The following is a 20,694-nucleotide window of genomic DNA, read 5'->3' as shown; positions in this document are numbered from 1 at the left end:
AAGAGCCGCGCGCTGAGCGCCACCATCTCCTCGCCGTGCGCGTCGATGTGCGCGAGCAGCGGCGCGGAGAGCAGCGCCTTGGTCTCGCGCAGTCCCTGCGCCGCGCCGGTCGCGAGCTGTCCGGCGAGCTCGGTCACCGCGGCCTCCAGCTGATCGGCCGGGACCGCGCGCGTCACCAGGCCGTAGGTCGCCGCCTCGGCGCCGCTGAAGACCTCGCCGCCCAGCGCGGTCAGCGAGGCACCGCGCTGGGTGAGCCGCTGGAAGACCGTGAGCGAGATGACTGCCGGAGTCAGGCCGAGCTTGACCTCCGTCAGCGCGAACGTCGCGTCCTCCGCGACGATCGCGATGTCGGACGCCGCGATGATGCCGATGCCGCCGGCGCGGGCGGCACCCTCGACCACGGTGACGACGGGCTTCGGCATCGCGACGATCTGCCGCTGGAGCGCCACGATCGCCCGGGCGCCCTCCTCCATCGGCGTGGTGGCGGCCTCGGACAGGTCGGCGCCGGAACAGAACACGCGTCCCGACGACTTCAGCACCACGGCCAGCACGTCGCTGTCCGCCTCGGCCCGCTCGAGCCGCTCGAACAGCTCGGTGACCAGCTGCCGCGACAGGGCGTTGCGGTTGTGGGGCGAGTCGAGGGTGATCGTCGCGATCCGGTCGGCCACCTCGTAGTGGACGAGCTCGGCGGGCATCTCCTGTGCGTCGGTCATGCCCGTCATCCTGCCGAATCGGCGGTACGGCGCCGCGGGCGGTCCGACCTGCGGCGCCGTAGCGCTGGTTCAGCGGATGAGCTCGTAGAAGAGCAGGGCCACGGTGCCCTCCGAGCCACCCTTCGTCGTGACGCCCATTGTCTGCACATCCGGCGGGAGCACCCGGTTCAGGCCCCACCCGGCGCCGAAGCTGGTGACGGTCTCGTAGATCTCGCCGTCCTGGAAGAGGTCGGCGGCGACGTTGTGGTCGCCGTAGCGATGCGCGGTGCCGACGAGCAGCCGCTCGCCGCTCGGGGGGACGTCGGCCGTCCAGTCCTCGGCCGGCAGCGCGGTGACCTCCGTGTGGGTCAGCTGCCACACGTGCCCGCCCCATTCGACCGTCTCATCGACCTTGACGCCGCCGACCTCCACGACACCGGAGCGTGGCGCGTCGTATATCCCGAGTCCGATGACCGCGCCCGGCTCCGAGATCAGGTTGCCGTCCTCGTCCGTCAGACGCGCACTGAAGGTCACCTCGTCCCCCGCCTCGTAGGTGCGGCCACCGAGCCGGAAAGGCCCCAACAGGCTGCCGCCGCCGGTGCCGGGGTCGAGCATCGGGTCGGTCAGCTCGCCGTAGCCGCAACTGATGGTCGAAAGATCGTGACCGTCCGCGGAGAGGCTGATGTAGGCCTCGGGGTCCTCGATCCTGTTCGGTGTGGCATCGGTGCGCAGGTCGCACAGATCCGACCACGTGGGCTTCCCCTCATCGAGGGTGACGTCGACACTGACCTCGTTGTCCCCGGGCTCGCCGATCACGGCACCGAGGAGTGAGGACCCGGCGATGTCCTGACGGAAGGTGACCCCCTGCGCGGTGTAGCCGTCGGGATGCGCGCCGCTGAGCTCGTAGACCGCGAGTCCGACCACGGTGTGACCGGTCACGGTGATCTTCCGGTGTTCGCCGCTGTAGACGAGGACGTAGTCGGTGAAGTCCGGACGCGACGACTCGAAGCGCTGGGAGCCGTCCTTCACGAGCACGGCCTGGTCATCACCCTCCGTGGCCCAGGACACCAGCCGCGGCGCGTCCGACTTCGGCAGCGTCACCGTCACCGTCTCCTCGCCGGGCTCGGACTCGTAGCCGTCGGCGAACTCGAAGGTGTGACCCGTCGACGCGAGCGTCTCTGGTACCGGCACCCCCGCGAGCAGGTTGTCATTTGTCGGGTCGGGCCGGTCGAGGATCGCCACCCCGCCCACCACACCGGCCAGCACCACGGCGGCAGTACCACCCGCCACGGCGGCCCGGCGGCGCCGTACGGTCCGGACCCGGCCGTTGACCGCGCGGACCCGGTCGGTCAGGTAGTCGTCGTGCAGGTCGGCGCGCCCGGCGAGGGTCGCCCTGAGGTCGTCGATGGTGTTCATGCCTGTCCCTCCTCGGTCGCGAGAGCGGGGTCGATGCGCAGCTTGGCGAGCGCCTTGCTGGCCTGGCTCTTGACGGTGCCGACGCTGCAGTCGAGGAGCCGGGCGGTCTCCGCCTCGGACTGGTCCTCGAAGTAGCGCAGCACCACGACCGCCCGCTGCCGCTTCGGCAGCCGGCCGAGCGCCTGCCACAGGTCGTGGCTGGTGCCCGCCTGGTCGGTCGCGTCGGCGGCTCCGGTCTCCGGGAGGTCCTCCGTGGGGTGCTCGCCGTTCCACTTGCGCCGCCACCAGCTCGTGTAGGTGTTGACGAGGATCTTGCGGACGTAGGGCTCGGGGGTGCCGTCGATGCGGTCCCAGCTGAACCAGGCCTTCGTCAGCGCGGTCTGGAGGAGGTCCTCGGCGAGCGCGTGGTCGCGGGTGAGGAGGTACGCCGTCCGCAGCAGCGCCGTGGAGCGCGCTGCCACGAAGTCCTCGAACCCCACCGAGCGGGTCACGGCTCTCCCTTCGCCCGCGCCCTCGCGCAGGCCGGCCAGTGCTGTCATGTCCCCTACTACTGCGTGGGACCGCCAGATGGTTGCACGCCGTTCACCGGCTCTCTCTAGGCTCTGGGACATGAGTCAACCCCGCGACCCCTCCGCCTTCCTCGCCGACGGGGTCGTCGACCCGGGCGAGGGCGAGGAGCTGCTCCGCCTCGCCTCGGCCGACAACTTCCGCGACGTCGCCGGCCCGGGCTATCCGACGGAGGACGGCGGCGCCGTACGACGTGGGGTGTTCTACCGCTCCAACGAGCTGCGGCTCTCCGACGAGGACTCCTCGGCGCTCGCCGACCTCGGGCTGCGGCACGTCGTCGACCTGCGCTCGCAGCCGGAGATCGACCGGCACCCGGACCCGGAGATCGCGGGCGCCGACTGGGTGCACTTCGACGTGATCGGCATCCCGATGGAGGAGGTCGCCGGGCTCACCGACCGCGCCGGCGCCGTCGACGTCATGCACCGCGTCTATCGCAGCTTCGTCGAGACCGAGACCTCGCGCACCGCGTTCGGCGAGCTCTTCCGCCACCTCGCCACCGGCGGGCCGCAGCTCTACCACTGCACGGCCGGCAAGGACCGCACCGGCTGGGTCTCCGCGCTGCTCCTCCACATCGCGGGCGTCGACGACGCCACGATCGAGAGCGACTACCTGCTCACCAACCAGCTGACGGCGTCCAGCCGCGCCCGCGCCGAGGGCTCGCTGCGCCACCACCTCGGACCCGACGCCGTCGAGGTCTTCGAGCCCACGCTGGTCGCCGACATCGAGTACCTCCGCACGGCGTACGAGTCGGTGGAGAAGGAGTACGGCGACCGCGCGACCTACCTGCGGGAGGGCCTGGGGCTGGACGACGCCACGATCGGGGCGTTGCGGGAGCTGCTGGTGACGCGGTCGTAGGAGCCAGAGTGACCTATAGACCACTCTGGCTCCTACGACTCAGCGGGCGTCCGGGTCAGTAGGTCCCCTTGATCACGAAGAACGTGCCCCGGATCGTGCCGGCCAGCTTGGACTTCTGACGAGCGAACTTGAAGCGGTCGGCGAGCTCCTCGGGGACGTCCATCCCCTCGGACAGCTTGAAGCCGACCGCGCGCTTGCCGCCGTCCTCGAGCGCGTACATCACGTTGATCGCGAGGCCGGACTCGTAGAACACGAACGACCAGCGGGTGCCGTCGACGACGAACTCGGTCGCCTCGAGCGGGGTCGACTCGATGTAGAGGTCGCGCTCCTCCGCCAGGATCTGGTGCACCCGGTTGACGACGTCCGTGGCGTCCTCGGCCGGCTGGACCACGAACTCGTGGTCGTACTTGGTCTTGAAGTAGCGGGCCTCGTTCGCGCGGAGGCCGGCGAGGGCGTCGGCGACGGGCGACGACTCCAGCCCGGCGGTCGAGACGTCCTTGAAGTCGACTGCGGTGGTGGTCATGACTGCTCCTCTGAAGGTCTGGGTGAGTGGTGCTCGCTCTGTCGACGCCTGGCAGCGCGGGAGTGTGACACTCAGGGAGCAGGAGATCCGTGGGTGATCAGATCGACGGTGGCAGCTGCATCGGCTGGGTGACCTCGTCGGCCGCCTCGGGCCGTGGCGGCTTGCCGGGGATGTGCTGCTTGATGACCTGCTCGGTCGACGGGTCGAGCACGATCTCGTGGGTGTCGCCGTCACGGCCGTCGAAGCGCACCGAGACGGTCTCGAAGCCCTTGTGCCGCTGCATCTGGGCGTACATCGCGTAGGCCTTGCGGTCGGCCTCGGTGAGGTCGACGCGGTCGGTGAATGGGGTGAGCAGCGCCCGCGGCCACAGCCGTCGCGCGAGCACCACGTTGACCTCGATGCCGAGCACGCCCATGATCGCGCCGATGTAGAGCAGGCCGAACAGGCCCAGGACGACCGCGAAGACGTCCTCGAGCTGCTCGGTCGCGGCGAGCACGCGGGTGACGTAGACCGTTCCGAGGTACTGGAGGAGCTGCCACATCACGGCGATCGTGTAGCCGCCGGGCGCCGCGTGCGCGATCCGGTGCCGGGTCGCCTTCGCCGCGGCCATCCGCAGCAGGATCGTCATCACGAAGCCGAGAATCAGCAGCGTCAGCAGGCGCACCAGCCACGGGAACCAGCTGTGCGTCGCCATCTCGCCGACGATCTCGGTCTCGATCAGGACCGCGGAGAGCACGGAGATGCTGATGATCGCCGTGCCGGCGAAGGCCAGGAGCAGCAGGCTGTTGACCCGGATCAGCACCGGGTTGGTGCGGCTGTTGCGCGGCACCGACCACGCGGTCGCCTGCACGTTCTGGAGCGCCAGGCCCAGACCCATCGCACCGTAGAGGGCACCGAGCCCACCGACGATGATCGCTCCGACCGAGCCCTTCAGCCCGTCCTCGCCGCCGATCAGGTCGCCGATGATCGGGAACTGGCCGAGCGTCGAGTCGAGCACCTGCTCCTCGAACTGCGGGTTGCCCTGGAACACGAAGCCGAGGATCGACGTCGCCAGCAGCATCAGCGGAAAGATCGCGAAGAAGGCGTAGAACGTCAGGATCACGGCCAGGTAGTTGCCCTGGTCGTCGAAGAACTTGTAGATCACCGCCAGCGGGAACCCGAGGACGGGGTTGCGGCGCTGCGTCTCGTCGACAGAGCTCACCACACCCACGGGGGCAACCTATCCCGGCGTGCCCCACGGGGCCGGGAAGTTGGTCCCCTCAGAGCAGCCGCTGGCGGGCCAGAGCGACGGCAGCAGGCAGGTCGAGCTCCGCCCCGCGGGCCTCGGCGGCCGCTCGTATGCCCGGGTCCAGCGCCCGGATCGCCGCGCCGGTGCGACGCTCCCGGATGGTCGCGTCGGCGGGCACCTGGACGGCGCCCTCGTCGGCCAGCGCCCGGTCGGCGGCCGCCACGAGCGTGGCCGCGAGGTCGGCCGCACCGCGCTGCACGGCCAGCGCCGCGAACGTCTCGAGGCACTCGATCAGGCGGTAGTCCTGGCCGTGGGCGACGAGGACGTCGACCGACGCGCGCAGCCGGTCGGCGGCCGCGTCGGGCAGGCCGGCGGCGAGCTCGACGTCGGCGAGGCCCGCTTGCGCGAGCGCGACCTCGAGCTCGTCCTCGCCCTCGGTCCGCAGGCACTCCTCGAGACACTCCCGCGCCCGGTCGACGTCGCCGAGGTCGAGCGCCGTCATCGCGCGGTTGGCCAGCGCCACGGTCACGCCGAGGGCACCGTCGAGCGACCGGCGCATCGCGATCGCCTCGTCCATCAGCGCCGCCGCCTCCTCCGCCCGGCCGATGTCACGGGTGATCCCCGCGTAGGTGTTGAGTGCCCGGGCCGCCCACGAGCGGTCGACGGAGTCGCGAAGGAGCTCGTACGCCGCCCGGCTGTGCTCGTGCGCGAGCTCCGCGCGGCCCTGCTCGCCGAGGCAGATCGCCAGGGCGTACTCGGCCTGGCCGCGGATCTCGGGCGGAGCGTCGGGGGCAAGGGCGAGTGCGCGCGGCAGCCACTCGGTGTCCTCGCTGCCGGGTCCGGTGCGATACCAGTAGAGCCCGAGCGCGGCTGCGGTGCGGAGCAGCCGCACACCGGGCGGGTCGTCGCGGTCGGCCGCCGCGGCGAGGCGCTCGAGCGCGAGCCGGCAGTTCGCCCGCTCCCGGTCCAGGCGGCCGCGCCACGCCCGGTGCTGGTTTCCACGCAGTCCGCCGACGGAGGCGGCGGCCAGGTCGTGGAACCAGGCGGCATGCCGGTCGAGGGCCTCGTCCTCGGCACCTCGGTCGCCGGCGAGCCGCTCGGCGGCGTACTCCCGCACCGTCTCGAGCAGCCGGAACCCCGCCCCGGGGCGCGGTTCGAGCAGGTTGACCCGGGCGAGCGTCTCGATGTCCGCGGCCGTGGCGCCGGCCACCGCCTCCGCGGCGTCGGCGTCGAAGCCGCCGGCAAACGCCCCCAGCCGGGCGAACCGGTCGGCGAGGTCGGGTGGGAGCAGGTCGACGCTCCAGGCGATGGCGTCGCGGAGCGTCTGCTGCCGCGCCGTGCGGTCGCGGGGCCCGTCGGCTGCCAGGTCGAGCGCCTGCCGGGCGCGGAGCTGGGCGAGCATGGTGCCGACCGGGTGCTCCCCAGCGCGCGCGGCGACCAGCTCGAGGGCCAACGGCAGCCGGTCGAGGTGGTCGCACAGCTCCTCGAGCTCGGCGGTCGGCGCGTCCGGGAAGCGGTGGTCCGCGCTCCGTGCGCGCTCCACGAAGAGCCGGATCGCGTCGTCCATCGGGAGCGGATCGAGGACGCGGACGTGCTCGCCGTACAGCCTCAAGCGGACGCGGCTGGTGACCAGCACCCGCAGCCCGGGCGCCGCCGCCAGCAGCTCGGCGACGAAGGGCGCGGCGTCGTCCACCTGCTCGAAGTTGTCGAGGAGCAGCAGCGCGACCCGCGAGGCGAAGTGCTCCTTCAGGGGTACGACGACGTCGCCCGCCACCTCCTCGACGCCCACGGCGTCAGCGACGGCGCGCGCCACCAACCGCGGGTCCCGGAGCGCGTCGAGGCCGACGAACCACACCCCGTCCGGGTGGTCGGCGGCCAGCCGGTGCGCGACCGCGATGCCGACCCGGGTCTTGCCGATGCCGCCCGGGCCGGTGATCGTCGCCAGCCGCTGCTCGGGGTCGCGCAAGAGGTCGACGAGGCCGGTGACGTCGTCGTCGCGGCCGAGGAGCCGGGTGACCTGGGCGGGCAGGTGGCGGCGGGCGCGCAGCTCGACGTCCTCGGCCCGCAGCGCCGGGTCGTCGGCGAGGATCGCGGCCTGGAGGGCCTGGAGGTCGGAGCCGGGGTCGAGGCCGGTCTCTGTCGCCTTGAGGTCGCGCCCCGCGGTGTAGACCGCGAGCGCCTCGGCCTGGCGGTGGCACCGGTGCAGCGCGAGCATCAGGTGGCCGCGGAGCTCCTCGTGCAGGGGGTGGTCGTGCACTACCTGCTCCAGCCACGGGACCGCCTCCCGGTGTCGCCCGAGAGCCAGCATCGCCCGCGCCCTGGCGGCCAGGGCGGCCAGCCGCCTCTCCGCCAGCGCCACGGCCCGCGGCACGACGACCGGCACGTCGAGACCCGACCAGGCGTCACCGCGCCACAAGCAGAGCGCCTCGTCGACCTCGGTCAGCGCCGCGGCCGGGTCGGGCTCGGCAAGTGCGGAGGCCACCAGCTCGTCGAAGCGCAGCGCGTCGACCTCGACGCCGGAGAGGTCGAGCCGGTAGGCCCGTCCCTCGTTGAGCAGGCGGTCGCCGTACGGCCCGAGCGCGGAGCGCAGCGCCGAGACGTAGACCTGGAGGCTGCGCAACGGGTTGGCCGGGCCACCGCTCCCCCAGACCTCGTCCACCAGCCGCTCGACGAGGACCGCCTCGGGCGCGAGGGCGACCAGCACGCCCAGCACCGCGCGCTGCTTCGGCCCTCCGAGGTCGGCCACGACGCCGTCGACCGCGACCTCCAGCGGACCGAGCACGCCGATCCGGAGCCCGCTGTCCATGCCCTCGAGTCTCACCCGGCGCGTGCCGTCTTGAGCGGACTTTGAGCGAACCGGCGGAGACTCCCGTCACCCCCGATCGAGCCCGGAAGAGGTCACATCCATGCGACGTCCCGCCCTGTCCGCCCTGGCGGCCCTCCTCGCGCTCCCGCTGCTCCCCTCCGGGCCCGATGCGTACGGCGCCGCGCGCCTGCCCGATCTCGTGGTCAGCGCGGTGAGCGCGCCCGCCTCCGTCGACGCGGGCGCCACCCTCGCCGTGAAGGTCTCGGTGCGCAACGCCGGCCGGGCGCGCGCAGGGGCGTCGACGACGACGGTGCACCTCTCCGGCGACACCCGCCCCGGCGGCGACCTGGTGAGCCGCAGCGTCAAGGTCCCGCGGCTCGGGAGCGGGAGGACGGAGTCGGCGACCGTCCGCCTCGAGGTCCCCGCCGGCGCGGCCGGTGACTACCGCGTGCTGGCCTGCGCCGACGCCCGCAAGCAGGTCCGGGAGTCGAACGAGCGCAACAACTGCCGCGTGGCCACGCGCGCCGTGACGGTGGTGGCGCCGGTGGACTCCGAGTATCCGCGCACCCCGAACCCGCTCACGGTCGAGCCCGACCCCGACGAGGCACGCGCCGTCACCGAGATGGCCTACCAGCACCAGGACACGACGATCACCGCCACCGGTGCCGACGGCACGACGTACACGCTCACGATCCCCGCCCAGGCCCTGGTCGCGCCCGAGCAGATCACGATGACACCGGTCGCCGCGGTCGGTGACCTGCCTCTGTCAGGCGGCCTCGCCGCCGCCGTCGAGCTGAAGCCGCACGGCCTGCTGCTGATGAAGCCGGCGGTGCTCACCATCGACGGTCCGGACCTCGGGCCGCTCGCGCAGCAGACCCCGTTCTACTTCCACGGCGGCGGCGAGGACTTCCACCTCTACCCGCCGCTGCCTCCTCGGGCCGGCGACGGCGCCGACGTCGTGCGCCTGCCGGTCCTGCACTTCTCCACGCCGGGGGTCGGCCTGGGCACGACGGCCGACCGGGACGCGATGGCCGACTACCCGCCGTCCCGGCTCGGCGGCCAGATCACCGCCGACATCGCCGAGCTCCTGCGCAAGGAGCGGGAAGACCAGCTGAAGGGCGAGGAGCCGGACCCCGACGTGGGCCGTCAGGTCGTCGCCTTGCTGACGGAGTTCTACTACGCCGTCGTGAAGCCCGCGCTGGTGCGAGCGGAGGCGAACCCGCGCGACCGCGGCGCTGCCTTCGCCGCCATCGACCAGGCGCTCGGGTGGCTCCGGCAGATGCAGCTGCTCGGCGTCGGGGACGACGAGACCGACGAGACCCCGGAGATGCAGGACGCGATGGCGCGGTTCATCCGCGTCGCGGAGGCCGTGTACAGGGACGCGTGGAAGCAGTGCTCGGTCGAGCACGGCCTGGAGGCGCTGCCGGTCCTGCTGCGGCTGGCGCGGATGGCGCAGCTGCTCGGCTTCCCCTGGGGCGAGGAGGCGTTCCAGCGGTTCCTGAAGTGCGCGCGGTTCGAGGTCAGGTTCGACTCCCGGATCACCTACTCCGGTACGACGCCGGTGGGCGGCGAGAACCTGTACAACTACCCGGTCCAGCACTCCGGCTCGTGGCGGGCGAAGACGACCGCCATCGTCGAGCTCGCGGTCAACGGCGCCATCCAGCAGGCACCGCTGCCCCTCACGGAGGCGAGCTACCACTCGCACTACAGCTATCCCCGCAGTGACGGCAGCATGTGCTCCGGCTCGTCCACCCAGACCGGGTCGGTCCCCGGCACCCTCTCCACCTACGCCATCCCCGAGATCGTGAAGCCCAACCCGGCGGAGATCCTCCCCGGCGAGGAGGACACCTGGCGCGAGCCGGTCGTCAACCTGTTGGTCGTGGCCCGCCCCGTCCAGGTCAAGGACACCGTCCGCACGGTCGACTGCGGTGGTGGGGACTACACCGACACGACCACGTCACGGTGGCTGATGCAGTACAACGAGTTCCACGAGGCCGACCCGTCCCTCTACCGCGGCACCAAGGCCGACCGCAGCGGCGACCTGATGTACGCCAAGACGTGGGACGACAGCGTCAGCCACCCCAACCACCTCGGCGGGGAGGTCTGGCAGGAGACGACGGTGCTCGAGGTGTGGCACAAGCCGGCCGCGTGAGCCGAGGGCCCACGCGGCCGGTCCGAGAGGTGGGTCGTCAGCTGGGCGCGGGCAGCGACCGGCTGATGATCTCCTTCATGATCTCGCTGGTGCCGGCATAGATCTGCGAGACCCGGAGGTCGGCCCAGATCCGGGCGATCGGGTACTCGTTCATGTAGCCGTAGCCGCCGAACAGCTGGAGGCACTTGTCGGCGACCTTCTGCGCCCGCTCCGAGCACCACAGCTTGGCCATGGCGACGGTGGGGATGTCGAGCTTGCCCTCGAGGTGCAGCGCGATGCACTCGTCGACGAACGACCGCGCGACGCGTGCCTCGGTGGCGACCTCGGCCAGCTTGAACTTCGTGTTCTGGAAGCCCCAGATCGGGCGGCCGAACGCCTCCCGCTCGTGGACGTACTGCAGGGTCAGGTCGAGGCTCAGCTCCATCGCGGCCACGTTGGCGACGGCGACGATCAGCCGCTCCTGCGGGAGCTGCTGCATGAGCTGGATGAAGCCCTGGCCCTCCTCGGTGCCGAGCAGGTTGGAGACCGGGACCCGCACGTCCTCGTAGATCAGCTCGGCGGTGTCCTGGCCCTTCATCCCGACCTTGTCGAGGTGCTTGCCGCGCGAGAACCCGGGCGTGCTGGTGGGCACGAGGATCAGCGAGATGCCGGCCGCCGCCTCCTCGGGGTTGGTCTTGGCGACGGTGATGACCAGGTCGGCCTGGCGGCCGTTGGTGATGAAGATCTTCGAGCCGTTGATGACGTACTCGTCGCCCTCGCGGATCGCCTTGGTCTTCACGCTCTGGAGGTCCGACCCGGTGCCGGGCTCGGTCATCGCGATCGCGCCGACGCACTCGCCGGAGGCGAGCTTGGGCAGCCACTCGTGCTTCTGCTCCTCGGTTCCGTACGCGAGGATGTAGTGCGCCACAATCCCGTTGTGCAGCGAGACACCCCACGACGTGTCGAGGGCGCGAGCCTGCTCCTCGATGAGGATCGCCTCGTGCGCGAACGTGCCGCCGCCCCCGCCGTACTCCTCGGGGATGGAGCAGCAGAGCAGGCCGACGTCGCCGGCCTTGTTCCAGAGGTCGCGGTCGACCTCCTTGTTGGCGATGAACCGGTCGACGTTGGGCGTGATCTCCTTCTCGCAGAACGTGCGCGCTAGGTCACGGAAGTCGTCGAGGTCCTGGTCCATCCAGGGGGACCGGCGTCCGGGCATGTCAGTTTCTCCGTTGTCCTGTTGGGGGTTCAGTACGACTTGGGGAGGCCGAGCGAGTGCATGGCCACGAAGTTGAGGATCATCTCTCGGGAGACGGGGGCGATCCGGCCGAGGCGGGCGGCGATCAGGGCGTTGCCGAGACCGTACTCCGTGGCCAGGCCGTTGCCGCCGTGCGTCTGCACGGCGACGTCGGTCGCATTGCAGGCGATCTCGCCGCCGGCGTACTTGGCCATGTTGGCGTACTCGCCGGCCGTGAAGTCGTCGCCTGCGTCGTAGAGCGCCGCCGCCTTCTGCCACAGGAGGCGTGCCTGCTCGAGCTCGATCTTGACCTTCGCCAGCGGGTGGGCGATGCCCTGGTGGGTGCCGATCGGCTGGTCCTTCCAGACGCTGCGGGTCTTGGCGTACTCGACCGCCTTGTCGAGCGCGTAGCGCGCGGTGCCGCACGTCATCGCCGCGCCCATGATCCGCTCCGGGTTGAGGCCCGCGAAGAGCTGCCAGAGGCCGCCGTCCTCGTCGCCGATCAGCGCGTCGAGGGGCAGCCGCACGTCGTCGATGAACAGCGAGAACTGCTTCTCGGGAGCGTGGAAGTCCATCGGGATGTGCTGCGCCTCGAAGCCCGGCGCGTCGGTCGGCACCATGAACAGGGCCGGCTTGAGCTTGCCGGTCTTGGCGTCCTCGGTGCGCGCGACGATGAGCACCACGTCGGCCTCGTCGACGCCCGAGATGAAGACCTTGCGCCCGTTGAGGACCCACTCGTCGCCGTCGCGGGACGCGGTGGTCGTGATCTTGTGGCTGTTGGAGCCGGCGTCGGGCTCGGTGATGCCGAACGCCGCGATCGTCTCGCCGCTGGCGATCTTGGGCAGCCAGTGCTTCTTCTGCTCGTCGGTGCCGCAGCGGGTGATGATCGACCCGACGATCGCCGGGCTGACCACCATCATCAGCAGCGGCGCGCCCGCGGCCGACGCCTCCTCCAGCACCGCGGCGAGGTCGCCCATGCCGCCGCCACCGCCGCCGTACTCCTCGGGGATGTTGACGCCGAGGAAGCCGTGCTTGCCGAAGTCGGCCCACATCTCCGTGGTTTTGCCGCCCTCGCGGGTCTGGCGGGCGACGTACTCGTAGCCGTAGCGGCCGGCGAGCGCCTTGACGGACTCGCGGAGCGCGACGCGCTCCTCGGGCTCGGTGAACATCGCGGTCATCAGTTGTCCCCTTCTGCGTCAGAGGCGGCCTCGGCCGGCTCCACGACGGCGAGCACGGTGCCCGCCTCGACCTGCTGGCCCTCCGAGGCGGCCAGCTCCGTGACGATCCCGGCGTACGGCGCCGCGATCGTGTGCTGCATCTTCATGGCTTCCATGACCAGGATCGGCTGTCCCTCGGCGACCTCGTCGCCCACGGCCGCGCGCACTGCGACCACGCTGCCGGGCATCGGCGCCAGCAGGGAGCCCTCGGCGACCTGGTCGGCCGGGTCGACGAAGCGCGGCTTCTTGACCAGCGCGACGTGGCCCAGCGGCGACTCGACGTCGACCCGCGGCGCGAGCGGGTCGCCGCTCACGTGGACCGCGAAGGTACGGCGGACGCCGCCCACCTCGAGGACGACCTCGTCGCGACCGGCGCTCACGACAGTCACGTCCTCGAGGTCCGCGGAGCGGAAGCCGCGGCCGCCGTACCAACGGGCCTCGACCTCCTCCCCGTCGGAGCCCCCGTGCAGGAACGTGGTGACCTGCGGCTGCGAGACGACGTTGCGGAAGCCCGCCGGGATCCGCGTCTGCACCGGTCGGTCGAGGCGCGCGGCCTCGGCGAGTGCGACGGCGGCCGCGAACGCCGACAGCGGCACGGTCTGCTGGCCGCCCGGCGCCGCGCCGAGAACGGCGAGGTCGGAGCCGTCGAGCCAGGTGGTGTCCATGGTCGCGCCGGTCACGACCGGGTCGCGGAGAAGGTTGACCAGCAGGTCGCGGTTGGTCTTGAGTCCGTGGATCTCGGCCCGGGCGAGTGCCCCGGCGAGCTGGCGTAGCGCCTGGTCGCGGGTGGCCGCCCAGACGATGACCTTGGCGATCATCGCGTCGTAGAACGTGCCGATCTCGTCGCCCGCACCGACGCCGGAGTCGAGCCGGATGCCGTGGCCGGTCGTCCGGAACTCGCTGACGACGCCCGGCATCGTGAAGCGGGTGAGGGTGCCGGACTGCGGCTGGTAGCCGGCGGCGGGGTCCTCGGCGTAGAGGCGCACCTCGATCGCGTGGCCGTCGGGCTGCCCGACCTCGACGTCGGCGAGCGACCGGCCCTCGGCGACCGCGATCTGGAGCGCGACCAGGTCGACGCCGTGGACCGCCTCGGTGACCGGGTGCTCGACCTGGAGCCGCGTGTTCATCTCCAGGAAGTAGAAGCGATCCTTGGACACGTCGTAGAGGAACTCCACGGTGCCGGCGCCGAGGTAGTCGATCGCGTCGGCCGCGGCCTTCGCCGCCTCGTGCAGCGCCTTGCGGGTCGGCTCGGGCAGCGCGGGGGCGGGCGCCTCCTCGATCACCTTCTGGTGGCGCCGCTGCACGGAGCAGTCGCGCTCGCCGAAGACGATCGCGCCGTCAGGGGTGCCGACGACCTGGACCTCGATGTGGCGGCCGCTCTCGACGTACGGCTCCACGAAGACGGTGCCGTCGCCGAACGCCGACGCGGCCTCCGACGACGCCTTCGCGACCTCGTCGGCGAGCGCCGACAGCTCGCGGACGATCCGCATCCCGCGGCCCCCGCCGCCGGCGCTGGCCTTGACCAGGAGCGGGAGATCGGCCTCGGTCGCGGTCTCCGGCGTGAGGTTGCCGAGCACGGGCACGCCCGCCGCCTCCATCAGCTTCTTGGACTCGATCTTCGAGCCCATCCGCTCGATCGAGTCGGGCGCGGGACCGACCCAGGTGAGGCCCGCGTCGATCACGGCCTGCGCGAACGCGGCGTTCTCGGACAGGAATCCGTAGCCGGGGTGGACGGCGTCGGCGCCCGCCCGCCGGGCCGCCTCGATGACGAGGTCGCCGCGTAGGTAGGTCTCCGCGGGAGTGTTGCCGGGCAGGTGCACCGCCGCGTCGGCGTCGGCCACGAACGGCATGCCCGCGTCGGCGTCGGAGTGCACGGCGACGGTCTCGATGCCGAGGTCGCGGCAGGTGCGGAAGACGCGGCGGGCGATCTCGCCGCGGTTGGCGACCAGGAGTCGGGTGATGGTGGTGGTCACGGCGCGGCTCACATCCTGAAGACGCCGAAGTTCATGGCGCCCTCGATCGGCTGGTTGTCGATGACGGACAGGCAGATGCCCAGCACCGTCCGGGTGTCGCGCGGGTCGATGACCCCGTCGTCGTAGACCAGGCCCGACAGGAACTCCGGCAGCGACTGGTCCTCGACGGCCTGCATCACGAAGTCCTTGATGCCCTGGAACTCCTCGGCGTTGAAGGGCTCGCCCTTCTTCTCCGCCGACTCGCGCGCGACGATCTCCATCACGCCGGCGAGCTGCTCGGAGCCCATCACCGCCGACTTCGCCGACGGCCAGGTGAAGAGGAACCGCGGGTCGTAGGCGCGGCCGTTCATGCCGTAGTTGCCGGCGCCGTACGACGCGCCCATGATCACCGTCAGGTGCGGGACCTTGGAGTTGGAGACGGCGTTGATCATCTTCGCGCCGTCCTTGATGATGCCGCCCTGCTCGTAGTCCTTGCCGACCATGTAGCCGGTGGTGTTGTGCAGGAACAGCAGGGGCGTGTCCTTCTGGTTGGCCAGCTGGATGAACTGCGCGGCCTTCTGGGCCTCCTCGCTCATCAGCACGCCGCGCGCGTTGGTGACGATTCCGATCGGGTGCCCGTGCAGCTTGGCCCACCCGACGCAGAGCGAGGAGCCGTAGAGCGGCTTGAACTCGTCGAACGGCACGGCGTTGTCCGCCGAGGTGCCGTCGACGATCCGCAGGATCGCCTCGCGCGGGTCGAACGGCTCCTTGAGGTCCTCCGGGAAGAGGTCGAGCAGCTCCTCGGGGTCGAGGTCGGGCTCGGCGTACGTCGCCGCCGGCGGGTTGCCCTTCTTGCGCCAGTTCAGCCGCGCCATGCAGCGGCGGGCGAGCCGGATGGCGTCCTGCTCGTCCTGGGCGAGGAAGTCGCTCGAGCCGGAGATGCGGGAGTGCATCTCGGCGCCGCCGAGCGACTCGTCGTCGGTCTCCTCGCCGGTGGCCATCTTCACCAGCGGCGGCCCGGCCAGGAAGACCTTCGCGCGCTCCTTGACCATGATCACGTAGTCGCTCATGCCCGGCACGTAGGCGCCGCCCGCGGTCGAGTTGCCGAAGACGACCGAGATCGTCGGCAGCTTCATCGCCGACGACCGGGTCAGGTCGCGGAAGCCCTTGCCGCCGGGGATGAAGATGTCCTTCTGCGTCGGCAGGTCGGCGCCGGCCGACTCGGTGAGGTTGATCGACGGGAGCATGTTCTTCTCCGCGATCTCGGCGGCGCGGAAGCTCTTGCGCAGCGACATCGGGTTGAGGGCGCCGCCCTTCACCGTCGGGTCGTTGGCGACGATCATGCACTCGACGCCCTCGACGACGCCGATGCCGGTGACCATGCTCGCGCCGACGGCGAAGTCGGAGCCCCAGCCGGCCAGCGGCATCAGCTCGAGGAACGCCGAGCCCTCGTCGACGAGCAGCTCGATGCGCTCGCGGGCGGTGAGCTTGCCCCGCTGGTGGTGGCGCTCGATGTACTTGCCGCCCGCCTCGACGGCCTTGCGGTTCTGCTCCTCGATGCGGGCGATCTTCTCCAGCATCGCCGTACGGCGCCGCTGCTCGGGAGTGAGCTCCTCGGTAGCGGTGTCGGTAGCTGTGTCGGTCACGGTGTCGGTAGCGGTGTCGGTCACGGTGTCGGTCACTTGGCGTACCCCAACAGTCGGGCCGCCAGGTCGGTGAGCACCTCGGTGGCGCCACCCCCGATCGGCAGCAGGCGGACGTCCCGGTAGTGGCGCTCGACCTCGGACTCGCGCATGTAGCCCATGCCGCCGTGCAGCTGCACGGCCTGGTCGGCGACCCAGACGGCGGTGTCGACCGCGGTCTGCTTCGCGAGGCAGGCCTCGGCGATGACCTGCTCGCCGGCGATGTAGCGCTGGGCCACCTCGAGCGTGTAGGTCCGCGCGACCGCGACCTGCCGGTGCATCTCAGTCAGCTTCGCGCGCACGACCTGGTTGGCCAGGAGCGGCTTGCCGAACGTCTCCCGGTCCCTGCAGTACTGCGCGGTGAGGTTGAGGCATCGCAGCGCGTGGCCGTAGCCCAGCAGCGCGAGCCAGATCCGCTCGGTGACGAACTGGTCGGCGATGTAGTAGAAGCCGTGGTTCTCCTGGCCGACCAGGTTGGTGACCGGGACGCGCACGTCCTCGTAGGTCAGCTCGCCGGTGTCGGACGCGAGCCAGCCCATCTTGTCGAGCTTGCGGGAGACGCTGAAGCCGGGCGTGCCCTTGGGCACGACGATGAGCGAGATGCCGTGGGCTCCTTCGCCACCGGTGCGGCACGCGGTGGTGACGAAGTCGCCGCGCACCGAGGAGGTGATGAACATCTTGGCGCCGTTGATCACCCACTCGTCGCCGTCGCGCACCGCCTTGGTGGTGATGCCGGCGACGTCGGAGCCGGTGCCGGGCTCGGTGATCCCGAGCGAGCCGATCATGTCGCCGGAGAGGACGGGACGCACGTAGGTGTCGATGAGCTCCTTCGACCCGTTGGCCACGATGTGCGGGATCGCGATGCCGTGCGTGTAGGCCGAGGCCATCAGGCCGCCGGACCAGCCGGCCTCCATGAAGCCCTCCTGCATCGCGCAGGCGTCCATCAGGTCGCCGCCGTCGCCGCCGACCTCCTCCGGGACGCCGACGCCGAGCAGGCCCGCGTGCGCGAGCTTCTTCTGGAACTCCCGCGGGATCTCGCCGTCCTTCTCCCATTGGTCGAGGTGGGGCGTCACCTCGCGCTTGGTGAACTCGATCGCCGACTGCTTGAGGGCGATCTGCTCCTCGGAGAAGCCGTGGTTGAACGTGGTGGCCTGGACAGTCATCAGATGAGGTCCTCCTGGACGTGGACGATGCGGCTGCGCACCCATTCGCCGAGGCCCTTGGCCTGGGGGTCGAAGCGGTCGGTCTCGGCCACGCCCTGCCCCAGCAGGCCGCGGATGAGGATGTTGACGGCGCCCAGGTTGGGCAGCACGTAGACGTCGACGTCGAGGTCCTTGGCCTCGGGCACCAGCTCGCGCACCTTGCGCGGGCTCAGCAGCTTGGCGAGCCAGGTGACGCGGGCGTCGTACTTCGGCGAGCCGTCGTTGACCACCCACAGGCCGAGGTTGGCGTCGCCGCCCTTGTCGCCGGACCGGGCGTGCACGAAGGTGCCCAGCGGCATCCGGCGGGTGATGGAGTCCGGCGGCGCGGGGTACGGCGACGGGCGGCGGCCCAGGTCGGGGTCGAGCTCGTCGGGCGCGACCGACTCGATGAAGTCGGTCGGGTCGGCGATCACCTCGCGGGTGCCGTCGTGGTGCACGACGGTGTGCTCGACCAGCCCGCGGTCGACGTACTCCGGGGTGTAGACGCCGTACGGCGACGGCTTGCCCGGCGGGCCGGTCATCGTGAACCCCGGGTAGGAGCCGAGCGCGAGCTCCACGGCGGGGCCGGTGAACGGCTTGCCGAGCGGGTCGGGCGAGGGGTCCTTGCCGACGCAGCGCAGCAGCACCGACGCGCCTTCCTCGGTGTCGGCGTCGCCGAGCCGGGCGGCGGTCTGGGTCCAGGTCACCTCGCTGGCCTTGAACTGGCCGTCGAGCTGGCTGCGGATCCACTCCGCCTTCGCGTCGATGTCGAGGCCGGTGAGGATGAACTCCATCGTGTTGCGGTAGCCGCCGAGGCGATTGACCGCGACCTTGAGCTTCTCCGGCGGGGCGGTGCCGGTGACGCCGGAGATCTCGACCCGGTCCTTGGCGACCTCGCGCAGCCGGATGGTCTCGAGGCGGGTGGTGACGTCGGGGTTGAGGTAGCGGGTCGACTGGATCTCGTAGAGCAGCTGCGCGGTGACGGTGTCGACGGTGACCGCGCCGCCGGTGCCCTCGTGCTTGGTGATGACGCTCGAGCCGTCGGCGGCGACCTCGGCGATCGGGAACCCGAGCGGGCGGTCCATCGGCGCGCCGGAGCGGAACAGCTGACGGAACCCGGAGAAGTTGCCACCGGTGGCCTGGGTGCCGCACTCGATGACGTGGCCGGCGACGACGGCGCCTGCGAGCTGGTCGAAGTCTGTCGGGGTCCACCCGTGGTGGGCGATGGCCGGGGCGACGACGACCGAGGCGTCGGTGACGCGGCCGGTCACGACGACATCGGCACCCCGGGTCAGCGCGGAGGCGATGCCGAACGCGCCGAGGTAGGCGTTGGCGGTCAGCGCCCCCTCGAACAGGTTGGCCGGCCGCAGGTCGTCGCCCTCGACGTGGGCGACCTTCGCGTCGAGGCCGAGCCGCTCGGCGAGCTCGCGCACCTTGGTCGCGAGACCCGCGGGGTTGAGACCGCCGGCGTTGCTGACGATCTTCACGCCCCTGTCGAGCGCGAGCCCGAGGGTGTCCTCGAGCTGGCGGAGGAACGTGCGCGCGTAGCCGAGGTCGGCGTCGCGCAGCGTGTCCATGCCGAGGATGAGCATGGTCAGCTCGGCGAGGTAGTCGCCGGTGATCACGTCGACGTCGCCGCCCTCGAGCTGCTCGCGCAGTGCGGAGAGCCGGTCGCCGTAGAAGCCGGAGCAGTTGGCGATGCGGATCGCGCCGGTGGGTGCGGTCATCGGGGGTCCCTCCCTCCACCGGCGGGGCCGGCGAACGCCTGGGCGATGGTCAGCCACTTCTCGGCGTCAGCGCCGACGGCCACCAGGTCGGTGTCGTCGCGGTGCACGCGCTGGGTGACGAGCTGGCAGAAGTCGTAGGCCGATCCGGTCACCGACTGCGGCGCGTCGTCGGGTCCCCACGTCCAGGCCTCGCCGCTGGGCGCGGTCAGGGCGACGCGGAACTCCTCGGCGGGCGGCTCGAGCCCGTTGTTGGCGAAGGCGTAGTTGCGGGTGCGCACCCCGAGGTGGGCGACGTGCTTGATGCGGTCGGTGACCTCGGGTCGCCGCCCGACGGCGTCGTAGACGTCGAGCGCGTGGGCCCAGGTCTCCATGAAGCGAGCGGTGGCCATCGAGGTCGGCGACATCGGCGGCCCGAACCACGGCATCTTCTGCCCCTCGGGTACGGCGCGCAGCGCGCCCGCGAGCGCGGCGCGGCCTGCGTCCCAGCGCGCGAGGAGCTCAGCCGGCGCGTGGTTGCCGCTGATCTCGAAGGCGCCCTTGTCGACGAAGCCGTTGGGGTCCTCGATCGCCCGGAGGACGACCTCGTCCCACGCTTCCTTGCCCTCGGGGGTGTGGGCCGCGGCGGCGAGCACCGCCACCTCGTCGGTCCAGACCAGGTGCGCGATCGTGGTCGCGACGCTCCAGCCCTCGGCCGGCGTCGGCGCGTCCCAGCCGCTCTCGGGCAGGCCGGCGACCGCCGTACGCAGCTCGTCGCCCTCGGCGGTGAGGTCGGCGAGGACCCCTTCGAACACGCTCACGCGTCTCCTCCTTGCGTCTCCTGGAGGGCCGCCTCCAGCGTCACGGCCCACTGGTCGAGGATCCGCCGGCGACGGCGGGCGTCGTCGCCGATGGTGTTGGCGAGGCCGAGGCCGCGCACCAGGTCGAGCGTGGCCTGGACCAGCTCTCGGACGCCGGGCTGCGACTCGTCGGCACCGAGGAGGTCGAGCGTCATCCGATGCGTCTCGCGGCCGACGCGCTGCTCGAGGGGGGCGACCGCCTCGAGGAGCGCCGGGTCGGTCCGGGCGGCGACCCAGAGCTCGAGCGCCGCGGTGAACTCGGGACCGGCGAAGTGCTCCCCGAGCATGCGCACGACCGCCTGGGTGCGCTTGGCGCCCTGGGGCAGGTTCGCCACCGCGGCCAGCAGCTCCTGGCCGCGCCGCTCGGTCACGTGGGTCATCGTCGCGACGACGAGGTCGATCTTCGTGGGGAAGTGGTGCAGCTGCGCGCCCCGACTGACGCCGGCGCGCTCGGACACCAGCGTGGTGCTGGTGCCGCCGTACCCCTTCTCGACGAGCAGCTCGAAGGTCGCCTCCATCAGCCGCTGCCGCATGGCGCGGGTGCGCTCCTCCTGCGGAACGCGGGTGTGGGCGGACGTCGACACCCGCCCAGCATGGCCGCGAAGAAACAAACAGTCAAGACTGTCTGTAAGTGTTCATGTCACACT

16 protein-coding genes are annotated in these 20,694 nt (G+C 71.5%); 2 read left to right on the top strand and 14 right to left on the bottom strand.

The window, feature by feature from the left end:
* The 3 genes from HNR19_RS22255 to HNR19_RS22245 form a co-directional block, all read right to left on the bottom strand.
* The coding region (locus HNR19_RS22255) for an enoyl-CoA hydratase-related protein (RefSeq protein WP_179669989.1) at nucleotides 1-713 on the bottom strand (713 nt) is incomplete at its 3' end.
* Nucleotides 714-782: 69 nt separating this feature from the next.
* Nucleotides 783-2,108 (bottom strand): hypothetical protein, encoded by a 1,326-nt coding sequence (locus HNR19_RS22250; RefSeq protein WP_179669988.1) that lies wholly within the window; start codon nucleotides 2,106-2,108, stop codon nucleotides 783-785.
* The gene (locus HNR19_RS22245; RefSeq protein ID WP_179669987.1) at nucleotides 2,105-2,647 is read right to left on the bottom strand and encodes a SigE family RNA polymerase sigma factor; all 543 of its coding nucleotides are present in this window, start codon (nucleotides 2,645-2,647) and stop codon (nucleotides 2,105-2,107) included. Before HNR19_RS22245 ends, HNR19_RS22250 begins: the two co-directional genes overlap by 4 nt.
* A 70-nt stretch (nucleotides 2,648-2,717) precedes the next feature.
* On the opposite strand from HNR19_RS22245, the gene HNR19_RS22240 reads away from it, so the two are divergent.
* A complete protein-coding gene (locus HNR19_RS22240; protein ID WP_179669986.1) occupies nucleotides 2,718-3,530 on the top strand; it encodes a tyrosine-protein phosphatase in 813 nt (270 codons plus the stop codon).
* 55 nt (nucleotides 3,531-3,585) lie between these two features.
* On the opposite strand, the gene HNR19_RS22235 is transcribed toward HNR19_RS22240, so the two are convergent.
* The 3 genes from HNR19_RS22235 to HNR19_RS22225 all read right to left on the bottom strand — a co-directional run bounded on the left by HNR19_RS22235 (nucleotide 3,586) and on the right by HNR19_RS22225 (nucleotide 8,087).
* A complete protein-coding gene (locus HNR19_RS22235; protein ID WP_179669985.1) occupies nucleotides 3,586-4,053 on the bottom strand; it encodes a phage tail protein in 468 nt (155 codons plus the stop codon).
* 97 nt (nucleotides 4,054-4,150) lie between these two features.
* A complete protein-coding gene (locus tag HNR19_RS22230) occupies nucleotides 4,151-5,263 on the bottom strand; it encodes a YihY/virulence factor BrkB family protein (RefSeq protein ID WP_343047329.1) in 1,113 nt (370 codons plus the stop codon).
* A 49-nt stretch (nucleotides 5,264-5,312) separates the two neighbouring features.
* Nucleotides 5,313-8,087 (bottom strand): ATP-binding protein, encoded by a 2,775-nt coding sequence (locus HNR19_RS22225; protein ID WP_179669984.1) that lies wholly within the window; start codon nucleotides 8,085-8,087, stop codon nucleotides 5,313-5,315.
* Nucleotides 8,088-8,187: 100 nt separating this feature from the next.
* Between HNR19_RS22225 and HNR19_RS22220 the strand changes: the two genes are divergently transcribed.
* Nucleotides 8,188-10,239 (top strand): CARDB domain-containing protein, encoded by a 2,052-nt coding sequence (locus tag HNR19_RS22220; protein WP_179669983.1) that lies wholly within the window; start codon nucleotides 8,188-8,190, stop codon nucleotides 10,237-10,239.
* A 37-nt stretch (nucleotides 10,240-10,276) separates the two neighbouring features.
* Here HNR19_RS22220 and HNR19_RS22215 read toward each other — a convergent pair whose 3' ends face one another.
* The 8 genes from HNR19_RS22215 to HNR19_RS22180 form a co-directional block, all read right to left on the bottom strand.
* The gene (locus HNR19_RS22215) at nucleotides 10,277-11,434 is read right to left on the bottom strand and encodes an acyl-CoA dehydrogenase family protein (protein ID WP_179669982.1); all 1,158 of its coding nucleotides are present in this window, start codon (nucleotides 11,432-11,434) and stop codon (nucleotides 10,277-10,279) included.
* Nucleotides 11,435-11,463: 29 nt separating this feature from the next.
* Entirely contained in the window at nucleotides 11,464-12,630 is a 1,167-nt protein-coding gene (locus HNR19_RS22210; RefSeq protein WP_179669981.1) for an acyl-CoA dehydrogenase family protein, read from the bottom strand.
* The gene (locus HNR19_RS22205) at nucleotides 12,630-14,642 is read right to left on the bottom strand and encodes an ATP-binding protein (protein WP_179669980.1); all 2,013 of its coding nucleotides are present in this window, start codon (nucleotides 14,640-14,642) and stop codon (nucleotides 12,630-12,632) included. Before HNR19_RS22205 ends, HNR19_RS22210 begins: the two co-directional genes overlap by 1 nt.
* An 8-nt stretch (nucleotides 14,643-14,650) precedes the next feature.
* Nucleotides 14,651-16,201, bottom strand: a complete 1,551-nt coding sequence (locus tag HNR19_RS22200) for an acyl-CoA carboxylase subunit beta (protein ID WP_179670447.1) — start codon at nucleotides 16,199-16,201, stop codon at nucleotides 14,651-14,653.
* Between the two features lie 98 nt (nucleotides 16,202-16,299).
* On the bottom strand, nucleotides 16,300-17,466 hold the full coding sequence (locus HNR19_RS22195) for an acyl-CoA dehydrogenase family protein (RefSeq protein ID WP_179669979.1): 1,167 nt from the start codon (nucleotides 17,464-17,466) through the stop codon (nucleotides 16,300-16,302).
* Nucleotides 17,466-19,211, bottom strand: a complete 1,746-nt coding sequence (locus HNR19_RS22190) for an acyclic terpene utilization AtuA family protein (protein ID WP_179669978.1) — start codon at nucleotides 19,209-19,211, stop codon at nucleotides 17,466-17,468. Before HNR19_RS22190 ends, HNR19_RS22195 begins: the two co-directional genes overlap by 1 nt.
* Entirely contained in the window at nucleotides 19,208-20,008 is an 801-nt protein-coding gene (locus HNR19_RS22185; RefSeq protein ID WP_179669977.1) for a TIGR03084 family metal-binding protein, read from the bottom strand. The genes HNR19_RS22190 and HNR19_RS22185 overlap by 4 nt, the downstream gene beginning before the upstream one ends.
* A complete protein-coding gene (locus HNR19_RS22180; RefSeq protein WP_343047328.1) occupies nucleotides 20,005-20,631 on the bottom strand; it encodes a TetR/AcrR family transcriptional regulator in 627 nt (208 codons plus the stop codon). The genes HNR19_RS22185 and HNR19_RS22180 overlap by 4 nt, the downstream gene beginning before the upstream one ends.
* Between the last annotated feature and the right edge of the window lie 63 nt (nucleotides 20,632-20,694).

It is taken from the genome of Nocardioides thalensis, assembly GCF_013410655.1.
Taxonomy (GTDB): Bacteria; Actinomycetota; Actinomycetes; order Propionibacteriales; family Nocardioidaceae; genus Nocardioides; species Nocardioides thalensis.
Note: the sequence above shows the minus strand (reverse complement) of the source record. Positions and strands in the feature narration are given on the sequence as shown.

What these genes read in the sequence shown, in the direction of transcription:
- HNR19_RS22250 (WP_179669988.1), bottom strand. Translation starts at nt 2,108, where the DNA reads ATGAACACCATCGACGACCTCAGGGCGACCCTCGCCGGGCGCGCCGAC.
- HNR19_RS22245 (WP_179669987.1), bottom strand. Translation starts at nt 2,647, where the DNA reads ATGACAGCACTGGCCGGCCTGCGCGAGGGCGCGGGCGAAGGGAGAGCC.
- HNR19_RS22240 (WP_179669986.1), top strand. Translation starts at nt 2,718, where the DNA reads ATGAGTCAACCCCGCGACCCCTCCGCCTTCCTCGCCGACGGGGTCGTC.
- HNR19_RS22235 (WP_179669985.1), bottom strand. Translation starts at nt 4,053, where the DNA reads ATGACCACCACCGCAGTCGACTTCAAGGACGTCTCGACCGCCGGGCTG.
- HNR19_RS22225 (WP_179669984.1), bottom strand. Translation starts at nt 8,087, where the DNA reads ATGGACAGCGGGCTCCGGATCGGCGTGCTCGGTCCGCTGGAGGTCGCG.
- HNR19_RS22220 (WP_179669983.1), top strand. Translation starts at nt 8,188, where the DNA reads ATGCGACGTCCCGCCCTGTCCGCCCTGGCGGCCCTCCTCGCGCTCCCG.
- HNR19_RS22215 (WP_179669982.1), bottom strand. Translation starts at nt 11,434, where the DNA reads ATGCCCGGACGCCGGTCCCCCTGGATGGACCAGGACCTCGACGACTTC.
- HNR19_RS22210 (WP_179669981.1), bottom strand. Translation starts at nt 12,630, where the DNA reads ATGACCGCGATGTTCACCGAGCCCGAGGAGCGCGTCGCGCTCCGCGAG.
- HNR19_RS22200 (WP_179670447.1), bottom strand. Translation starts at nt 16,201, where the DNA reads ATGCTGGAGAAGATCGCCCGCATCGAGGAGCAGAACCGCAAGGCCGTC.
- HNR19_RS22195 (WP_179669979.1), bottom strand. Translation starts at nt 17,466, where the DNA reads ATGACTGTCCAGGCCACCACGTTCAACCACGGCTTCTCCGAGGAGCAG.
- HNR19_RS22190 (WP_179669978.1), bottom strand. Translation starts at nt 19,211, where the DNA reads ATGACCGCACCCACCGGCGCGATCCGCATCGCCAACTGCTCCGGCTTC.